Origin of the sequence: Saccharospirillum alexandrii (genome assembly GCF_043641555.1) — a bacterium.
GTDB lineage: Bacteria > Pseudomonadota > Gammaproteobacteria > Pseudomonadales > Natronospirillaceae > Saccharospirillum > Saccharospirillum alexandrii_A.
Map to the genome: position 1 here is coordinate 185,487 of NZ_JBHZRJ010000004.1, position 14,636 is coordinate 200,122.

Genomic DNA, 14,636 nt, shown 5'->3' on the forward strand with positions numbered 1-14,636 from the left:
AGCATAAGGTGCGCTAGTGTCGAGGTAAAACACAAAGCCACCTTCTGTGGTGTTTGCCCCCAGCTAACTGGACACTCATCACAATTACTAAGGCTAGGAATGGGTTCCATCAATAGCCCGTCCTGGACTAGACACCCGTTTTGGAGTTGTAATCTTTCAGAAATTGATCAACCATGGCCTGACTTGTCCTCCCGAGCGCCTGGTTTATGACTTGCAACAAAGCTTGCCTTTCAGGTGTTTCAATATCTCCAAGGAATTCTTCTATTCTCGTTCTGGATAGGTCAGAAATATTTGACTCGATTGCCACTAGCTGGGCTATGTATTGCCAATCATCAAGCGTCAAATCCACGACATCCAGTTGCTGCCGTAGATGCTGGTCAAAGGTATCAAGCTGAAAGTAGTCGTCGACTCTCTGCTCAAATACCTGACGCTCGATGACACCATATTGAGGTCCGAGCTGCTGTTTTACCTGCGCTTTAATGGCTTCCACATGGGCAAAGTTGTTATATGCATAGATCAGCAATCCTTTTTGATGATCAACGGTTTCAGTATCAATTTTTTCCAGACCGAGCTGACCGCGAGAGACATTGATTCGCCTGACAAGCTCCGGCTCATAAGGCCGCATGGTACGGGCTGTCTCGTATGCATCCAGTCCACTTTGGAAATCGCCGGTATAAAGGGTTCTTAAAATACCCAATTCAAGCCAGCCCTCATATGCAACTGGAAAACGATCCACATATCGCTCTGTGGTTCTGATTGCAGTTTCAGAATCCATATTGTTACACAAACACATGAACCCGCTTAAAGAGGATTCGCTATACGGATCTTTCTCTAGTGCATGCTGCATGAGCTCTTTCGCTTGGTCACCCCGATCAGTTGCCGCGTACACACCTGCGAGATTCCTTAACACATGACTCCTGTCATAGTCGGAAATTCTTACAATATTTAAAGCTGCATCGGCGAGAACATAGTCCTGTTCTACTTCGTAACCGTCTTTCCAATCGCTGGCTTTTATCGCTAGAATTTGTGCTTCCAAAACACTCAGGTCTTTTCCTTCAGGTCGTGGGTAGTATGCCTCGTATTCACTGGCTATCGCTTCCATGGCGTCGTAAGAACCTCCCCATCGCGGTTGGCTGCGTGATATTCGAGTTGTAGCGACCATATAACTCCAGGGAACCTCTACCAGAGAGCGTTGAACTACCTCATCTCTGTTCTGTACGAACGCACGGCCCATAGAACCGTATGCATCAATGGCGGCTTCGTATCCAAATGGAATACCCGGGTTGAGCTCAATGGCTCTCGAGGCATGCTCGGCCGCTTGACGTAACTTTTCCTGATATTGGCCCATGTGCCTGGGATGCACCCTATTTGAAGTGCCATGACCACGAATGACCCAACCCTCAGTGTTCAGTCTATAGCTTTCAAAAAGATTGGCGTGAACATTATTGGGTTCTGTCTTTACCCATGCCTTGAGGCTTTCTGAGAAAGCCTCATCCAGTACTATGACTTGGCTGTAATAATTCGAACACCTTCGTTCAAAGTCGATGTTAGGGCCTTCAATATTCAGGCAGGGAGCCATGAAATTCGATACGAGATCCACGTTGTTACTTCGGATAGCGTCAGTTAACTGAGGGACAAGTAATCTCCAATCGCGCTCAATAAAAGCATTCGGACTAGCGTCCGCTTCAAACGAGGTTAGGACATTTTCCGCGCTTGATGTCGTGGCACAGCTGGCTAAATGGAGACTAGCGACCATCATGGCTGCTCTTGATAGGTATATTTTTGAGAAGGCTTTCACTCGTATTCCTCTTAACTTTCCAAGAACCCCAATCAGAAATAATATCAAACCCAAATGCTACACATCGCATTCGAGCCTGATATACAGCCAATCAGATAGGCACTAGGGAGCAGGGTCCACCGCTAGACGAAGCCCATGCTCACCTACTGATAAGTAGTAGATATACTCATTGTCCAGCTCTACTTCGGTAGGCTCTCCATATACTGTCCATTCTTTTACGAAGGACAGTGGGTTAAGTGAGACTTCTTTCACTCTACCGTTAGACTGTACAACAATGACCCGGTTGCTGGAGGCATCCATACCTACGGCGTCTACCGTGACACCGGTTGGCGTAATTCCCTGAACAAACGTCATTTCAGGGGCATTGAAAAGGTCACCACCACGAGTCATTAAATAGGTGTCATTTGGTGTGATCCAGACGTCACCATTCATCCGATGATCGCCATGATAGGGGGAGTCGCCCAACAATGTTATCTCGTCACCGGCTATATCAAATGCTTCTATGTCACTTGGACTAGTTTTAGTGTCTGCTGCATATATCGTTAGTTGATCTGAGGATATTTGGAGATTTGTTTGATAATAGATAGACGCCGAATCCATGAGTATATTTGTTACTGAGTCATATCTTTGTATCTGAGTATGTTGATCTGACCCGGAAGAAACGAAAACATCACCCTCATTGTTTGCAACCACATCGTAAGGATCTATCGATACAGGCAAAGTAGTCTCCACAGTCAAATTAGAGAGGTTGATGATGGCAATTGCTCCCGACTCCTCCCCATCACCCACAAAGTAACTGAACTCTCTATCCATTAACGTTATGTATAATTTTTTGTTGTCTTCAGAGAGAAATAGTTTATTTGGCATACGAGAGAAGTTGAATTCTTCCTCGAGTGTCATATTGCTAATGTTGACTACTGAAACTGATTTATTCTCTTTATGAGTAGCAAAGAAAAGACCTAATTCAGGTGAGACAATAGCATCAGTAACTACAGGCATCGATGGAAATTCACGGAGTTCTGACAACCAGTCATCTTCTGTGTTCAAAACACCATCATTATCTACGTCAGGATCAGAATTATCACCTATGCCATCACCGTCATAGTCTTCCGACTCAGTTGAATCCCAGGCGAAAGCATCGTCAACATCAAGCACACCGTCATTGTCATCGTCTTCGTCAATCAGATTTGAGTTTCCATCACCGTCAGTATCAATAATGTCTGAATTCGATAGTGTATTCGAAAAATGCTGAAGCGCTGCTTCCTGTGAGACCAGTTCAGATATACCTGACAGGTTAAAGAGCATGTCTGAAATGGAGGCAACAGAATCAAATCCTGATCTATCTGTGGACAAATCTTCCAGGGTTACATCCTGAGCTGTTAGTACTGAAATATGATCGTTGGGAATGGTTATGAGTGAATCATAGATCCCATCATCATCCAGCGTCTGAACCAGCCTCGCCAGATTAGTTACTTCGGTTGTATGAATATTGTTGGTTTCAAAAATATCCAATAATGTAATGACAGGTTTCGCCTGTATTTCGGGCAATACTAACGACCCTAGAGAAAAGGTAATGTAGTCACCGTCGTTATAGCTAAACTCGCCCTGCTCATTGGTAACGCCAGCAACATTAGAGGTCGTTGAAAATGAGATTCCCTCTATCAGGCTATCCATTATTACGCCTGTATTGTCGCCTTCAGTGCTGGACAACGGTTCATTTCTGAAATTTGCTCCGGTAACTGTATAAAGCTGAGATGAGCTGCCAAGCCAGCTCCAATTTTTCATAGGGCTTTCATCTGTCCTTCCCGGATCAAAGGTCGATGCACCAACAAAGCTGATGTCTGCTAGGTCATAGCCTTCTTCAAATTCGATAAGGCTCGCAGGTACGGAATATTGTTGACGACCGGGAATTGTCATCAACGTTGTATCTAGTTCCAGCCTGGAAGCGAACCAATTCTCGTCCTGATCGAGGAAATCAAATTGTATCTCGCCAGCACGACTATCCGTTATTTCAGCATCAATCAAAACCCCGTCATTGTATATCGTGACCGCATGTACCACGGGTAAGGTGAAAGCCGGTATTGCTTTTTGAAGACTCTCATCGTAGCTATCAGGATGTACGATACGGTTACCGGTTGAAACAGTAGCACCACCTTCTCGGGTTACTGAGAATATCCTGGAAGTAGATGCTTCCGCCTTGTCGACTAGCTCAACTTTATAACCGTGCATTGCAAAAGAATTCTCACCTGCAGCACCTGTTGAAGGCATGTAGAAGTAACCACGAATGTAATACCCCCCGTTACGTTCATACAGGTCGTCATAGGCTCGCAGCATGTAGTAGGAGCCGTCTGGAAAAGTCACGCGGGCATGGTCGATGTCGTCAATACCGTTCTCGTCTTCCACATGGATGTAAGCCATCATGGTCAGATTACTGTCTGATTCATGATCGTAGTGCGCATGCACGTAGGTTTGAACATCGAGGATTTTGGGAGCTTCATTCGAACCGCCACCACCACTTGGGCCACAACCTTGCAGGATTATCAGCGTCACCAGGATGAGGCCCTGAGCGATCCATTTATTGTTATTCATCAACCGGAACTCCTTACGGTTTATTGACATACGTCAGGTCAGGGTATGTAAATTTTCCCGACAGGGCAAACGCAGCGTTCCAATTTCACAGGGGTATTAATTCTGTTGTCACATTTAGAGACGTTATTTTGGCGGAGTGAGACTTGAAGAAAGATCGATGTTCTAAGCTTCTAGCGCATTATAGGACTATTTTTTGCTATTTTAGACTCAACCTGGGCCGATCACTCATAATCCAGTGCGTCTGACGCTTTCCAGCAATTAAGCATTATTTTTTTTGTAATCAGTGATTATGCCATTTATTTGACTATGCCACGCTCTAAGCATAGTTAATTCCTCAGCAACATCTTCGCGCCTTCTAGCGAGCACCAGCTTGCGGGCTGCAGCGTCACTAGCGGTCAAAAGAAGACATAGGCTCGGCATTAAGGGCTACCGGGCTTGGTAAGGTTTTGCCACCTAATCCGACTATTCCTTCAAACACCCAACCCAGAGAGCCGACCATGACCGTTAAAGCCTTAAGCAGTCTGCTTGTCTTATTGCTGCTTCTCATCCTGGTGCCAGCCCGGGCTGAAACCATGAATGGATTTGATGTCTCCGAAGCGTCGATTCCTGTCGGAAAAATTCGTCAGGGTGGTCCGCCACGCGACGGTATACCAGCGATCGATAACCCCAGGTTCGACGAAGCCGAAGCAGCCACCTGGCTGGAACCCACTAGCCGGGTACTGGGGTTAAGCATTAATGGCGAAGCGCGGGCTTACCCGGTGGCTATTTTAAACTGGCACGAGATCGTCAACGATGTGGTGGCCGGGCAGCCGGTGGCGGTGACGTTTTGCCCGCTGTGCAATACCGGCATGGTGTTCGATGCCGAGGTAGATGGCCAGGCGCGCTCCTTCGGTGTTTCCGGCTTGCTGTATGAGAGTGATGTTCTGTTGTACGACCGCGAAACCGAAAGCCTCTGGTCGCAAATACTGTCGACGGCTGTGTCCGGGCAAGCGTTGGGGCAACAACTGACGGCATTGCCGGTGAAACACACCACCTGGCAAGCCTGGCGGGAAGAACACCCCGGCACTCTAGTACTTAGCCGCGATACCGGCTTTCGCCGGGACTACCTGCGTGACCCCTATGCCGGGTATGAGCAATCGCCCACAACGCTGTTCCCGGTCTCCAACCAGGCGCCCGGGCCCTGGCATGCAAAGGAATGGGTGATGGGCGTCAGTTTTAATGGCGAGCACAAGGCTTACCCTTACGAGGAGTTATCAAAAGCCGGGAAGACTCGCTTTGACGATGAAGTAGGGGGCCAGCCCTTTACCGTCATCTGGGACGAAGCGCACCGCAGCGCCAGTATTGAGTGGGAAGGCGAACCCTTACCCAGCCTGGTGGCATTCTGGTTTGCCTGGTATACCTTTCACCCCGGTACGGTAGTATTTACCGCGCCCTGATCTTGCCGGGTTCTCGAGCCTGTTTGATGCCGCGACTCATCTTAAACGCCCGGCTAACCGTACCTCTGACATCACTTTTAAGGGAGTCCGTTATGTCGTTGCCACTTTGGTGCCTGTTCATTGCAGCCTTGCTGGTCATTCTGTCAAAAGCACCGGCCATGCGGGCGATGGCCCGAATGCAGGGCGGTTACGACAACCAGCACCCGCGAGCCCAACAGGCGTCTCTTACCGGTGTTGGGGCCCGGGGTCTGGCGGCGCATCAGAACACCATTGAGGCGTTTCCGATGTTTGCGGCCGGGGTGATTGTGGCAGAGGTGTTTGCTGCCGGATCGACGGTTGCCGGAGTGCTTGCGGGGCTGTTTATTGTTTCGCGCATTGCCTACATCGGCCTCTATGTAGCCAATATTGCCACCTTACGCAGCCTGGTGTGGGCGGCCGGTTATCTGGCAAGCCTGGGCTTGATGCTGGCACCGCTCTACGGCGGGTAACTCAATCTTCCCGGGTGATCAATACCGCTGCATTGAATCCAATAGTTCTGGAATTGCTCTCCAATGCGCTAAACTGCGGCCTCATTTTTTCGGGCCTCTACGTCGATGTCGATCTTACCTCAATTGGAAACTCGCAGTGGCGGGCAGTGCGAACTGTGTAAAGCCAGCGATTCGCTCTCTGTTTATACCGTACCACCCAACACCCTGGAAAACCTGGATACCACCCTGTTGGTATGCGCCACCTGCCAGAACCAGATCGAGCACCCGGACCAGATGGATGCCAACCACTGGCGCTGCCTGAACGACAGCATGTGGAGCCAGGAGCCTCCGGTGCAGGTAATGGCGTGGCGACTGCTGCACCGGCTGATCGCCGAGGGCTGGCCAAAAGATTTACTCGATATGCTGTATCTGGACGATGAGACTCTGGCCTGGGCGCAAGCCACCGGAGACCACCTCAGTGATGACGACAAAATCATTCACCGCGACAGCAATGGCGTGGTGCTGAGTGCGGGTGATACCGTCACCCTAATCAAAGACTTAACCGTAAAAGGCGCAAACTTCACCGCCAAGCGCGGCACGGCCGTTCGAGGTATCTCACTGGTGGCCGATAACGCCGAGCACATCGAAGGCCGGGTCAACGGCCAGCAAATCGTCATTCTGACGCAGTTTGTTAAGAAGTCCTGAACTTAAGGTCATACTGTGCCCGGTGATCATTACGGCCACCGGACACTCGTAGCTCGTAGCTCGTAGCTCGTAGCTCGTAGCTCGCAGCTCGCAGCTAATTCCCTATTCCGTCAACGACTGCTGCAACAACAATCCAAACCCCAACTTACTCAAATACTGAGCTTCCTGCTCAAGGTCCGCCTGGGTAAGACCGTGGTTGTCCCACCAGTCGCTGCGCGCGGATAGCAGAATCTGTTCACCGTCGATGCGCAGCGCTACCCCCTCGGAAGTACTGCCGGTTCGAGCGCGATGCAGTACGGTTGCCAGCCGGAATATCACCAGCAACATGGGTATCAGTGTCTGGTCCTCTTCACCCAGTTCGGTGAGTTTGTTGAGGTCGGGTTTTTTCCGGTGGTGACGCACCAGAAAGGTGAGTCGTTGTTGCTCCTCGTGGCTGAACCCGGCCAAATCGCAGTTGGCGACGATGTAACCACTGTGCTTGTGAAACTGGTTGTGCGAGATGTCGAGCCCGACTTCCGCAACCTGTGCCGCCCAGCGCAAGTAATTCGACCAGGGCTCGGCCTGGGTTAGCCCCAGAGCCGCCAGGTTGTCATTGAAAAAGCGCAGCGCCGTGTCAGCTACCCGCTTGGCTTGCTGGTCATCGGTGTGAAACCGTTGTGCCAGGTGTTGCACGCCCCGGCTGCGCACATCTTCATGGTCATAGCGGCCAATCAGGTCATAAAGCAGGCCTTCGCGTAACGCCCAGGGCGAGGCTTCCATTGTTTCCAGCCCCAGCCCTTCGAACACGGCGCGTAACACAATCAACCCGCCCAGAAACACCGGTTTGCGATCGGACGTGAGACCATTGGGGTTAAAGTCGTCAACGTTTTTGCTCTGGCCAGCCTGATCACACAGGTCGTTCAAGAGCGATCGGGTAATGACTGGGTTTCCGGTCATGGCTTCGGCCACTTTAGAGATCGACTTGATACTGCCCGAACAGCCAATGGCCCGTTGCCAGCCGATGCGTTCAAAACCATCGTGTACCGGTTCAATTTTCTGCAAACAGAAGGTGATCGCCTTTTTAACCGACTTCTTGCTGAGTTGCCCGTCGTCAAAAAAGTCCCGCATGATGGCCACGCAACCCATGCCCAGGCTGTCCAGAAGCAGCGGTTGAAACTGCTCGCCAACAATCACTTCAGTACTGCCACCGCCAATGTCGACCACTAAACGACGGTCCAGCTCATCGTCGAGCCCCTGGGCGACGCCCTGGTAAATCAAACGGGCTTCTTCCGCCCCGGACACTACATCAATAGAGTGCCCGAGCGCGGTTTCGGCCCTGGCCAGAAAGGGCCCGGCGTTGGCCGCTTTTCGCAGCGTTCGAGTGCCTACTGCGCGAACGGCATGAGGGGGCAGGTGACTGATGCGCTGACCAAAACGGGCCAGGCATTCCAGCGCGCGGCGTTGCGACAGGTCATCCAGTTTGCCGTCGGCACTCAAGCCAAAGCCCAGCCGCACCGGTTCCTTGATGCGATCGAGTACCTTCAGTTCTCCCTTTTCAAGGCGCGCAACAATCATGTGGAAGGAATTGGAGCCCAAATCGATGGCCGCCATTTCTTCCACCCGGTTCCGCCAGAAATCTGAGAGCTTGAGCATATCGATGCAACCTGAGTGAATTCTTGCCACAATGCTGACCAAAGAAACCCTCGGGAGCAAGCATTATGGCCATTCACAGTTTTCGCGGGCACACCCCGCACTTTGGACAACGCGTGTTTATCGACGTTCGGGCCATGGTTCTGGGTGATGTTGAACTCGGCGATGATGTCTCGGTCTGGCCCGGCGCCGTGGTGCGCGGCGACATGCATCGAATCCGTATTGGTGCGCGCACCTCGGTTCAGGATGGTGCGGTACTGCACATTACCCACGCCAGCGATTTCAACCCGGATGGCTGGCCACTGACCATCGGCAACGATGTCACCATTGGCCACCAAGCGTGCTTGCATGGCTGCACCATCGGCAATGAGGTATTAATCGGCATCGGCGCAACGGTACTGGATGGTGCCGTGGTTGAAGACCAGGTGGTGATCGGTGCCGGTACGCTGGTACCGCCCGGCAAAACGCTGGCCTCGGGCTATGTGTATATGGGATCACCGGCACGCCAGGTACGGCCATTAACCGACAAAGAGCAACGCTTCTTTAAATACAGCGCGGCCAATTACACCAAACTGAAAGACGACTACCTGGCTGATGGTCTGGGTGACGACAGCGCCTGATTGCCGGACGTTAAGTCATAAGACTTATGAATTCTTTAGACCTTGAAAGTTTAGGGTTGAGCGAAGGTCACCGTTCGAGTAATCTTGCACCTAATGAAACGCAACGTTTCATTAGCAAACCCTTAATTCGAATCTGCCCACGCGGCAACAACCTACGGAGGCACGCCATGAAGACCATTCTAACTATGCGCCAACTGTGCACCTCCCGTACTGTGACCCCTGCGGTCACCGGTAATGTGCTGTTGCACCCGCGATTCGACTAAGGACACAAGCCTTGCGAGCCGTGGATGAAACCTGCGGCTCGTTGTATAACAAGGATTGTGTTTTTACTAACCCCTCCTAACACCAACACCCCGCACTTTCTGCCACAGCTCCCAGTGCTTGCATCTCAACCATGCGATCAAGAAAAACTGGAGAGTGACCATGATCACCAAACTGATGAACCGTATTAACCAGCGCCGTGAACTGAACCGCTGGTTGCAGGAAAAACGCGCCGAGCGCTATATTGCCGAACACCTGAACAGCCACTTGCAGAAAGACATCGGGCTGGGCCAGCAGTCGTCCGAAGCACCGCTGACCTGGAGGGAACCCAAGCAGGCTATCCGTCAGGAAAAGCAACAGCAGAAGCCGGAGCAACAGGCGCGAAGTCCAGGGGGGCAGAAAGCCGGGCCTCCTAGCGCCTAAGGTGGGGAGCGCTGATCAAGTCAGGCAGGCGGCCTGACACAGCGCTCTCCGGCAGTATCCCGGCTGCCATTGCGGCTGCCGGGTTTTGCATCCCTGGGATGCACCACTTTGTTCACCAACGCCGCTGCAGTACACTCCCACGCCTCACCCAATACGAGCACCACCACCATGGCACTCAAAGCCACCGTGCTGAAAGCGCGGCTGAATATTTCCGATATGGACCGGGGCTATTACCAGGAACATGCCTTCAGCCTGGCGCAACACCCGTCTGAAACCCCGAACCGCATTATGGTGCGGCTGCTGGCGTTCATGCTCAACGCCTCCGAGACCCTGACGTTCTCCAAAGGCCTGAGCGACGAAGGCGAACCGGAACTGGCGGAGCGCGATTTAACCGGCGACATCACCCTCTGGGTGGCTTTTGGTCAGCCGGATGAGAAGTGGCTGCGCAAAGCCAGCGCCCAGGCCAAAGCCGTGAGGCTCTACACCTACGGCGGCCGCACCGTACCTCTCTGGCTCGCCCAGAACAAAGCGGCCCTGGCGCGCTTGCCCGAACTCGAAATCTGGGAATTCTCAGAAGAAGACCTGGATGCCCTGACCGGCTGGTTCGAGCGCTCGATGACGTTCCAGTGCAGCATCACCGAGGGCGTGCTCTACCTGAACAATGACGATGAGTCCCTGACGATTACACCGATTCGAATAAAAGATCGAAGCTAAACCTTTCAGGTCTAGCGATCTTACGATCGCTGGACCTTCTGTGGCTGGGTTTGCCCTGTGGCAAGAGTTCGTGCCGGCCACCGGGTATGCCTCTCGGGTGGTGCGACACTCGATCGGCGTGAACCCATCCATGGGGCCTAGACTGCAGCATCCATGCTGCAGACTACCCCGGACAGGCATACCCGGTACCCGACACTGATTCCGCAACTCATTAACCTAATAACCTTTCCAATAACTCTTGGGGTCGCTGATCACAAAGCGTACAATGCGCGCCCATTTGCCCCAGGCTACCCGAGGTAGCCGACCAAGAGACCCGATTGTGAGCCAAACTGACTTTTCGTCCCTGCCGTTAAACCCCGATCTGCTGAGCACTCTGGCATCGCTCGAATACCATCAGATGACGCCGATCCAAGCCAGCAGCCTGCCCGACATTCTGGCCGGGAAGGATGTGATCGGGCAGGGGAAAACCGGCTCTGGCAAGACGGCCGCTTTTGGCTTGGGCGTGTTGAACAAGCTCGATGTTAAACGTTTTCGCATTCAGACTCTGGTGTTGTGCCCGACCCGGGAACTGGCCGATCAGGTGGCGAAGGAATTGCGCACCCTGGCGCGCGGTATCCATAACATCAAGATACTCACGCTCTGCGGCGGCATGCCCTTTGGCCCGCAAATCGGGTCGCTTGAACACGGGGCTCACATCGTTGTGGGAACACCCGGCCGCATTGAAGAGCATGTCCGCAAGGGAACGCTGGTGCTTGAAAACGTGAATACCCTGGTGCTCGACGAAGCCGATCGGATGCTCGATATGGGGTTTCAGCCCGTACTGGAATCGATTCTGGAGTCGGTTCCGACACAGCGGCAAACCCTGTTGTTCAGCGCGACCTTTCCGGATCAGATCAAGCAGCTGGCTGATCACATTATGGTCGAGCCGGTCATGGTGAAAGTCGAGGCCCGGCACGACAGCACCAGCATTACCCAGAGCCTGTTCCGGGTCGGCAATGATGACGACCGGCTCGACGCTCTGCTGCGTCTGCTGGCGCATCACCAGCCGACCAGTGCGGTGGTGTTCTGTAATACCCGGGCCGAAACCCTGGACGTTGCCGATGCCCTAAGTGCCGCTGGCCACAGCGCCATCGCCCTGAATGGGGATTTGGATCAGCGCCAGCGCGATGAATCACTGGTAACGTTCGCCAACAAGAGTGTCTCGGTATTGGTAGCGACCGATGTGGCCGCGCGCGGGCTCGATATCGATGCGCTCGATGCGGTGATCAATTTTCGCATGGCGCTGGACCCGGAGGTGCACGTGCACCGGATTGGCCGTACCGGTCGTGCGGGCAGCCAGGGCATTGCCTGCACCCTGTTCAGCGACCGGGAAGGCCATCGGCTGGCTGCACTCGAAGGGTACCTGAATACCACGCTCGAACCGGAAGCACTGCCGCCTGCCGTGCACGCGCATTTTCGGCCACAGCCGGCACCGATGATTACGCTGCAGATCGACGGCGGCAAAAAGCAGAAGGTCCGCCCCGGTGACGTACTGGGTGCGCTGACCGGCGAGCAGGGAATTGATGGCACCGAGGTTGGGAAGATTTCCGTTTACGACCAAAGCACCTACGTCGCCGTGGCGCGGGGCGCCAAAAAACGCGCGCTGGACAAGCTGGGCCGGGGGCGAATCAAAGGCCGGTCGTTTCGGGTACGGGTAATTAAAGCGGGTTAACCTTCACCTCTAACCCGGCTATAATATTAGATATATCTAATTTAAAGGTGGCAGGCCATGTTCTCAAAACGTTATCAGCCCATCATGCAGGCCTTTTTAATGTCGGTGCTTATGGTCACCATTATGACGGCGGTGATTACGGCATTGAACACCGGCGTCGGCAATGGCTTTCTGGGCCGCTGGGCAGAGGCTTATGTGGTCGCCTGGCCCATCGCCTTTTGCATTATTCTGATTGCCGGAAAGCGCGTTATGCGGTTGTCAGTCGCGCTGTGTCAGCGCGACTGAGTCTGAGCGGCTTACCGCGGAAAACCCGTCAGGGGTTGACTACCCGAACCCGGCGAATAGCGTCCCGCGCTACTGGCATCACCATGGTGCCGCCAAAGACAGATTGCTTGAACTGCAGTTCGTCGTTGTTCAGGCTTTCGATTTCACCGCGAAACTCCCGCCCATCGGCCAGGTTTATGATCATATCGGAGTTCAACCAGTCGGCGAGGTCGGAGACCGGCACTTCAATGACCCGCGGAGCCTGCTCGGTTTGTGCTGGTTCGGGGGCGGGCCGTTCCGGTTCAGCCTGAGGCGCCTCCGGTTGTGATTGGGCAGTGTCTGGCTCGGGCACGCGTTGCGGCAACGCCAACGTTAACTGCAGCGGGCTGGGTTGACCGTCGTTGACGACAATTTGCGGTGCAATCAGGTCCAGAATCGCCTGCGGGTCGGAGACCATCATCATTTGCATGGCGTTCAGCCGGGCAAAACTTTCTACTCGCAGGCTCTCGGGTTGCTCTATGTAGGCCGCGTACGCCTCAACCACGTTATCAGCCAATACCACACCCTGTTCCTGCCACAACTGTTCCCAGGCATTCACGTGCCGGGTCTTGTAGGTGTCAACGTCAAGGCCCGTCTCACGAGCACAAAACGACATGACTTCGGGCACGTAGCCCAAATCGTCTACCCGTATTTGCACCTGGTTCAGGGTCGCCCCCATCAGCGCGGCGGGCCCCTGAGCGTCAGCCAGCGCGACCTCGAGACGGGTGCTCATCCGGTACATGGATTCTGTGGTGAATTCGCCTTCGACCTGCAGGTTATCGCGTTCGGGAGTGAGCCGGTATTCCAGAGTCATGTCGGAGCGGGTCTGGCGATAGCCCATGGTGTCGAGGTCGGTGAAATTGAAATAGGTGCGTTCATCGCCGCAGCCGGCGGCCAGCATATGTTGCTGGGCATTGTTATCGACCAGCGGCCGCATTGAATCCAGATCCAGTTCAATGCCGCTGAGTCTGAGCGCCAACCGTTGCGGTATTTCGTCGTTGCTCAGCGTCTGGCCCAGTTGCACCAGTTCGAGCAAATTCGCCGTTTCCAGTGAGGCGCGTTCGATGCGAACATCGCCGCCCTGGCCGTGTGCCGAAAACGCCAGATTGTGAACCCGAATTTCACCCGTCGGTATCACCCAGATCTGGCCATAGGTAAGGCGGCCAACACCCTCGGCCATTAAAGCCGCCTCATCAAGCTGGCTTTGAACCGTGCGGGTAACGTGCCAGTGCGCAGCGCCATAGCCGCCAACCACGATGATCAACAGCAGAAGTAGAATCCTTTTCATGAAATTCCTTATTGGGTTGAAAGATCAATGTCCTTTTACGGGTTCTTGCGCCGAATAGTCCAGGCACAAGCTCGCCCTGCTACTGGCAGCATAAAGCGCTCGCGCTCACTATTCAAAGGGTAGATTCGTGGCTAGAGATACGGATCGATACGACCGGCATAGAGGGTATAACCGGAACTGCCCAGCTCTGACTGCTGGGCTTCGATCATCAGAGTACCGCTGACGTAGACCGGTTCATCCATAGGCCCCATCTCGTAACCGCCCTGGGTTTGCACGAAGACGATCTGGTTGGAAGGCGGCGGCGGGGTATGGATACAGGCGCCGTAATAAGGCACCAGCAAAAAACTGTAGACGGAGTCACCGTCCATTTCCAGCGGTACCACAAACCCGGCGAGCTTGATGTGGGCACCACCCAGCGCGTCGACCACCGGTGCGTTCGCCAGCACCTGGGTCATATCGGAATAGAGCCGCTGCGCCTCGGGGTCATCATCGCTGAGACTGCTCAGGTCGTATTGGCTGAAATCGATCTGCTCGCGCAGGATTTTGTAGCTGAAATTAGCGGGCATCAGGTCGTCCCACTGGATTTCAGTGGCCTCACGCGCCTGAACCGTCACCGCAACACTGGCCAGCAGCAGCGAGCTGACAGCCAGCCAAAGCGTGTTTTTCCATACCGTTCTGGTCATCGTTACATC

13 protein-coding genes are annotated in these 14,636 nt (G+C 53.5%); 8 read left to right on the plus strand and 5 right to left on the minus strand.

Going from position 1 to position 14,636, the window contains the following annotated elements:
* Positions 1 to 127 precede the first annotated feature (127 nt).
* Positions 128 to 1,798: a tetratricopeptide repeat protein gene (locus ACHUE7_RS15350; protein WP_394170775.1), complete on the minus strand. Its 1,671-nt coding sequence runs from the start codon at positions 1,796 to 1,798 to the stop codon at positions 128 to 130.
* A 102-nt stretch (positions 1,799 to 1,900) separates the two neighbouring features.
* The gene (locus ACHUE7_RS15355) at positions 1,901 to 4,387 is read right to left on the minus strand and encodes a YncE family protein (RefSeq protein WP_394170776.1); all 2,487 of its coding nucleotides are present in this window, start codon (positions 4,385 to 4,387) and stop codon (positions 1,901 to 1,903) included.
* Between the two features lie 497 nt (positions 4,388 to 4,884).
* Between ACHUE7_RS15355 and ACHUE7_RS15360 the strand changes: the two genes are divergently transcribed.
* The 3 genes from ACHUE7_RS15360 to ACHUE7_RS15370 all read left to right on the plus strand — a co-directional run bounded on the left by ACHUE7_RS15360 (position 4,885) and on the right by ACHUE7_RS15370 (position 6,995).
* Positions 4,885 to 5,823 carry a DUF3179 domain-containing protein gene (locus tag ACHUE7_RS15360; protein WP_394170777.1) on the plus strand — a complete coding sequence of 313 codons (939 nt, stop codon included), beginning with the start codon at positions 4,885 to 4,887 and terminating at the stop codon, positions 5,821 to 5,823.
* 92 nt (positions 5,824 to 5,915) lie between these two features.
* Entirely contained in the window at positions 5,916 to 6,311 is a 396-nt protein-coding gene (locus ACHUE7_RS15365; RefSeq protein ID WP_394170778.1) for an MAPEG family protein, read from the plus strand.
* Between the two features lie 105 nt (positions 6,312 to 6,416).
* The gene (locus ACHUE7_RS15370; protein ID WP_394170779.1) at positions 6,417 to 6,995 is read left to right on the plus strand and encodes a PhnA domain-containing protein; all 579 of its coding nucleotides are present in this window, start codon (positions 6,417 to 6,419) and stop codon (positions 6,993 to 6,995) included.
* Between the two features lie 102 nt (positions 6,996 to 7,097).
* Here the strand turns inward: ACHUE7_RS15370 and ACHUE7_RS15375 are convergent, their stop codons facing one another.
* Positions 7,098 to 8,627 carry a Ppx/GppA phosphatase family protein gene (locus ACHUE7_RS15375; RefSeq protein ID WP_394170780.1) on the minus strand — a complete coding sequence of 510 codons (1,530 nt, stop codon included), beginning with the start codon at positions 8,625 to 8,627 and terminating at the stop codon, positions 7,098 to 7,100.
* Positions 8,628 to 8,692: 65 nt separating this feature from the next.
* Between ACHUE7_RS15375 and ACHUE7_RS15380 the strand changes: the two genes are divergently transcribed.
* The 5 genes from ACHUE7_RS15380 (at position 8,693) to ACHUE7_RS15400 (ending at position 12,638) form a co-directional block, all read left to right on the plus strand.
* Positions 8,693 to 9,244, plus strand: a complete 552-nt coding sequence (locus ACHUE7_RS15380; protein ID WP_348474915.1) for a gamma carbonic anhydrase family protein — start codon at positions 8,693 to 8,695, stop codon at positions 9,242 to 9,244.
* Between the two features lie 423 nt (positions 9,245 to 9,667).
* The gene (locus ACHUE7_RS15385; protein WP_127558896.1) at positions 9,668 to 9,928 is read left to right on the plus strand and encodes a hypothetical protein; all 261 of its coding nucleotides are present in this window, start codon (positions 9,668 to 9,670) and stop codon (positions 9,926 to 9,928) included.
* A gap of 168 nt (positions 9,929 to 10,096) precedes the next feature.
* Positions 10,097 to 10,642, plus strand: a complete 546-nt coding sequence (locus tag ACHUE7_RS15390) for a YaeQ family protein (RefSeq protein ID WP_127558898.1) — start codon at positions 10,097 to 10,099, stop codon at positions 10,640 to 10,642.
* Positions 10,643 to 10,961: 319 nt separating this feature from the next.
* Positions 10,962 to 12,353 (plus strand): ATP-dependent RNA helicase DbpA, encoded by a 1,392-nt coding sequence (dbpA, locus tag ACHUE7_RS15395; RefSeq protein WP_394170781.1) that lies wholly within the window; start codon positions 10,962 to 10,964, stop codon positions 12,351 to 12,353.
* A gap of 57 nt (positions 12,354 to 12,410) precedes the next feature.
* Entirely contained in the window at positions 12,411 to 12,638 is a 228-nt protein-coding gene (locus ACHUE7_RS15400) for a DUF2798 domain-containing protein (protein ID WP_394170782.1), read from the plus strand.
* A gap of 28 nt (positions 12,639 to 12,666) precedes the next feature.
* Here ACHUE7_RS15400 and ACHUE7_RS15405 read toward each other — a convergent pair whose 3' ends face one another.
* A complete protein-coding gene (locus ACHUE7_RS15405) occupies positions 12,667 to 13,944 on the minus strand; it encodes a hypothetical protein (RefSeq protein WP_394170783.1) in 1,278 nt (425 codons plus the stop codon).
* Between the two features lie 131 nt (positions 13,945 to 14,075).
* On the minus strand, positions 14,076 to 14,627 hold the full coding sequence (locus tag ACHUE7_RS15410) for a DUF3299 domain-containing protein (protein WP_394170784.1): 552 nt from the start codon (positions 14,625 to 14,627) through the stop codon (positions 14,076 to 14,078).
* Between the last annotated feature and the right edge of the window lie 9 nt (positions 14,628 to 14,636).

What these genes read in the sequence shown, in the direction of transcription:
- ACHUE7_RS15375 (WP_394170780.1), bottom strand. Translation starts at nt 8,627, where the DNA reads ATGCTCAAGCTCTCAGATTTCTGGCGGAACCGGGTGGAAGAAATGGCG.
- ACHUE7_RS15400 (WP_394170782.1), top strand. Translation starts at nt 12,411, where the DNA reads ATGTTCTCAAAACGTTATCAGCCCATCATGCAGGCCTTTTTAATGTCG.
- ACHUE7_RS15380 (WP_348474915.1), top strand. Translation starts at nt 8,693, where the DNA reads ATGGCCATTCACAGTTTTCGCGGGCACACCCCGCACTTTGGACAACGC.
- ACHUE7_RS15405 (WP_394170783.1), bottom strand. Translation starts at nt 13,944, where the DNA reads ATGAAAAGGATTCTACTTCTGCTGTTGATCATCGTGGTTGGCGGCTAT.
- ACHUE7_RS15365 (WP_394170778.1), top strand. Translation starts at nt 5,916, where the DNA reads ATGTCGTTGCCACTTTGGTGCCTGTTCATTGCAGCCTTGCTGGTCATT.
- ACHUE7_RS15370 (WP_394170779.1), top strand. Translation starts at nt 6,417, where the DNA reads ATGTCGATCTTACCTCAATTGGAAACTCGCAGTGGCGGGCAGTGCGAA.
- ACHUE7_RS15385 (WP_127558896.1), top strand. Translation starts at nt 9,668, where the DNA reads ATGATCACCAAACTGATGAACCGTATTAACCAGCGCCGTGAACTGAAC.
- ACHUE7_RS15390 (WP_127558898.1), top strand. Translation starts at nt 10,097, where the DNA reads ATGGCACTCAAAGCCACCGTGCTGAAAGCGCGGCTGAATATTTCCGAT.
- ACHUE7_RS15360 (WP_394170777.1), top strand. Translation starts at nt 4,885, where the DNA reads ATGACCGTTAAAGCCTTAAGCAGTCTGCTTGTCTTATTGCTGCTTCTC.
- ACHUE7_RS15355 (WP_394170776.1), bottom strand. Translation starts at nt 4,387, where the DNA reads ATGAATAACAATAAATGGATCGCTCAGGGCCTCATCCTGGTGACGCTG.
- ACHUE7_RS15410 (WP_394170784.1), bottom strand. Translation starts at nt 14,627, where the DNA reads ATGACCAGAACGGTATGGAAAAACACGCTTTGGCTGGCTGTCAGCTCG.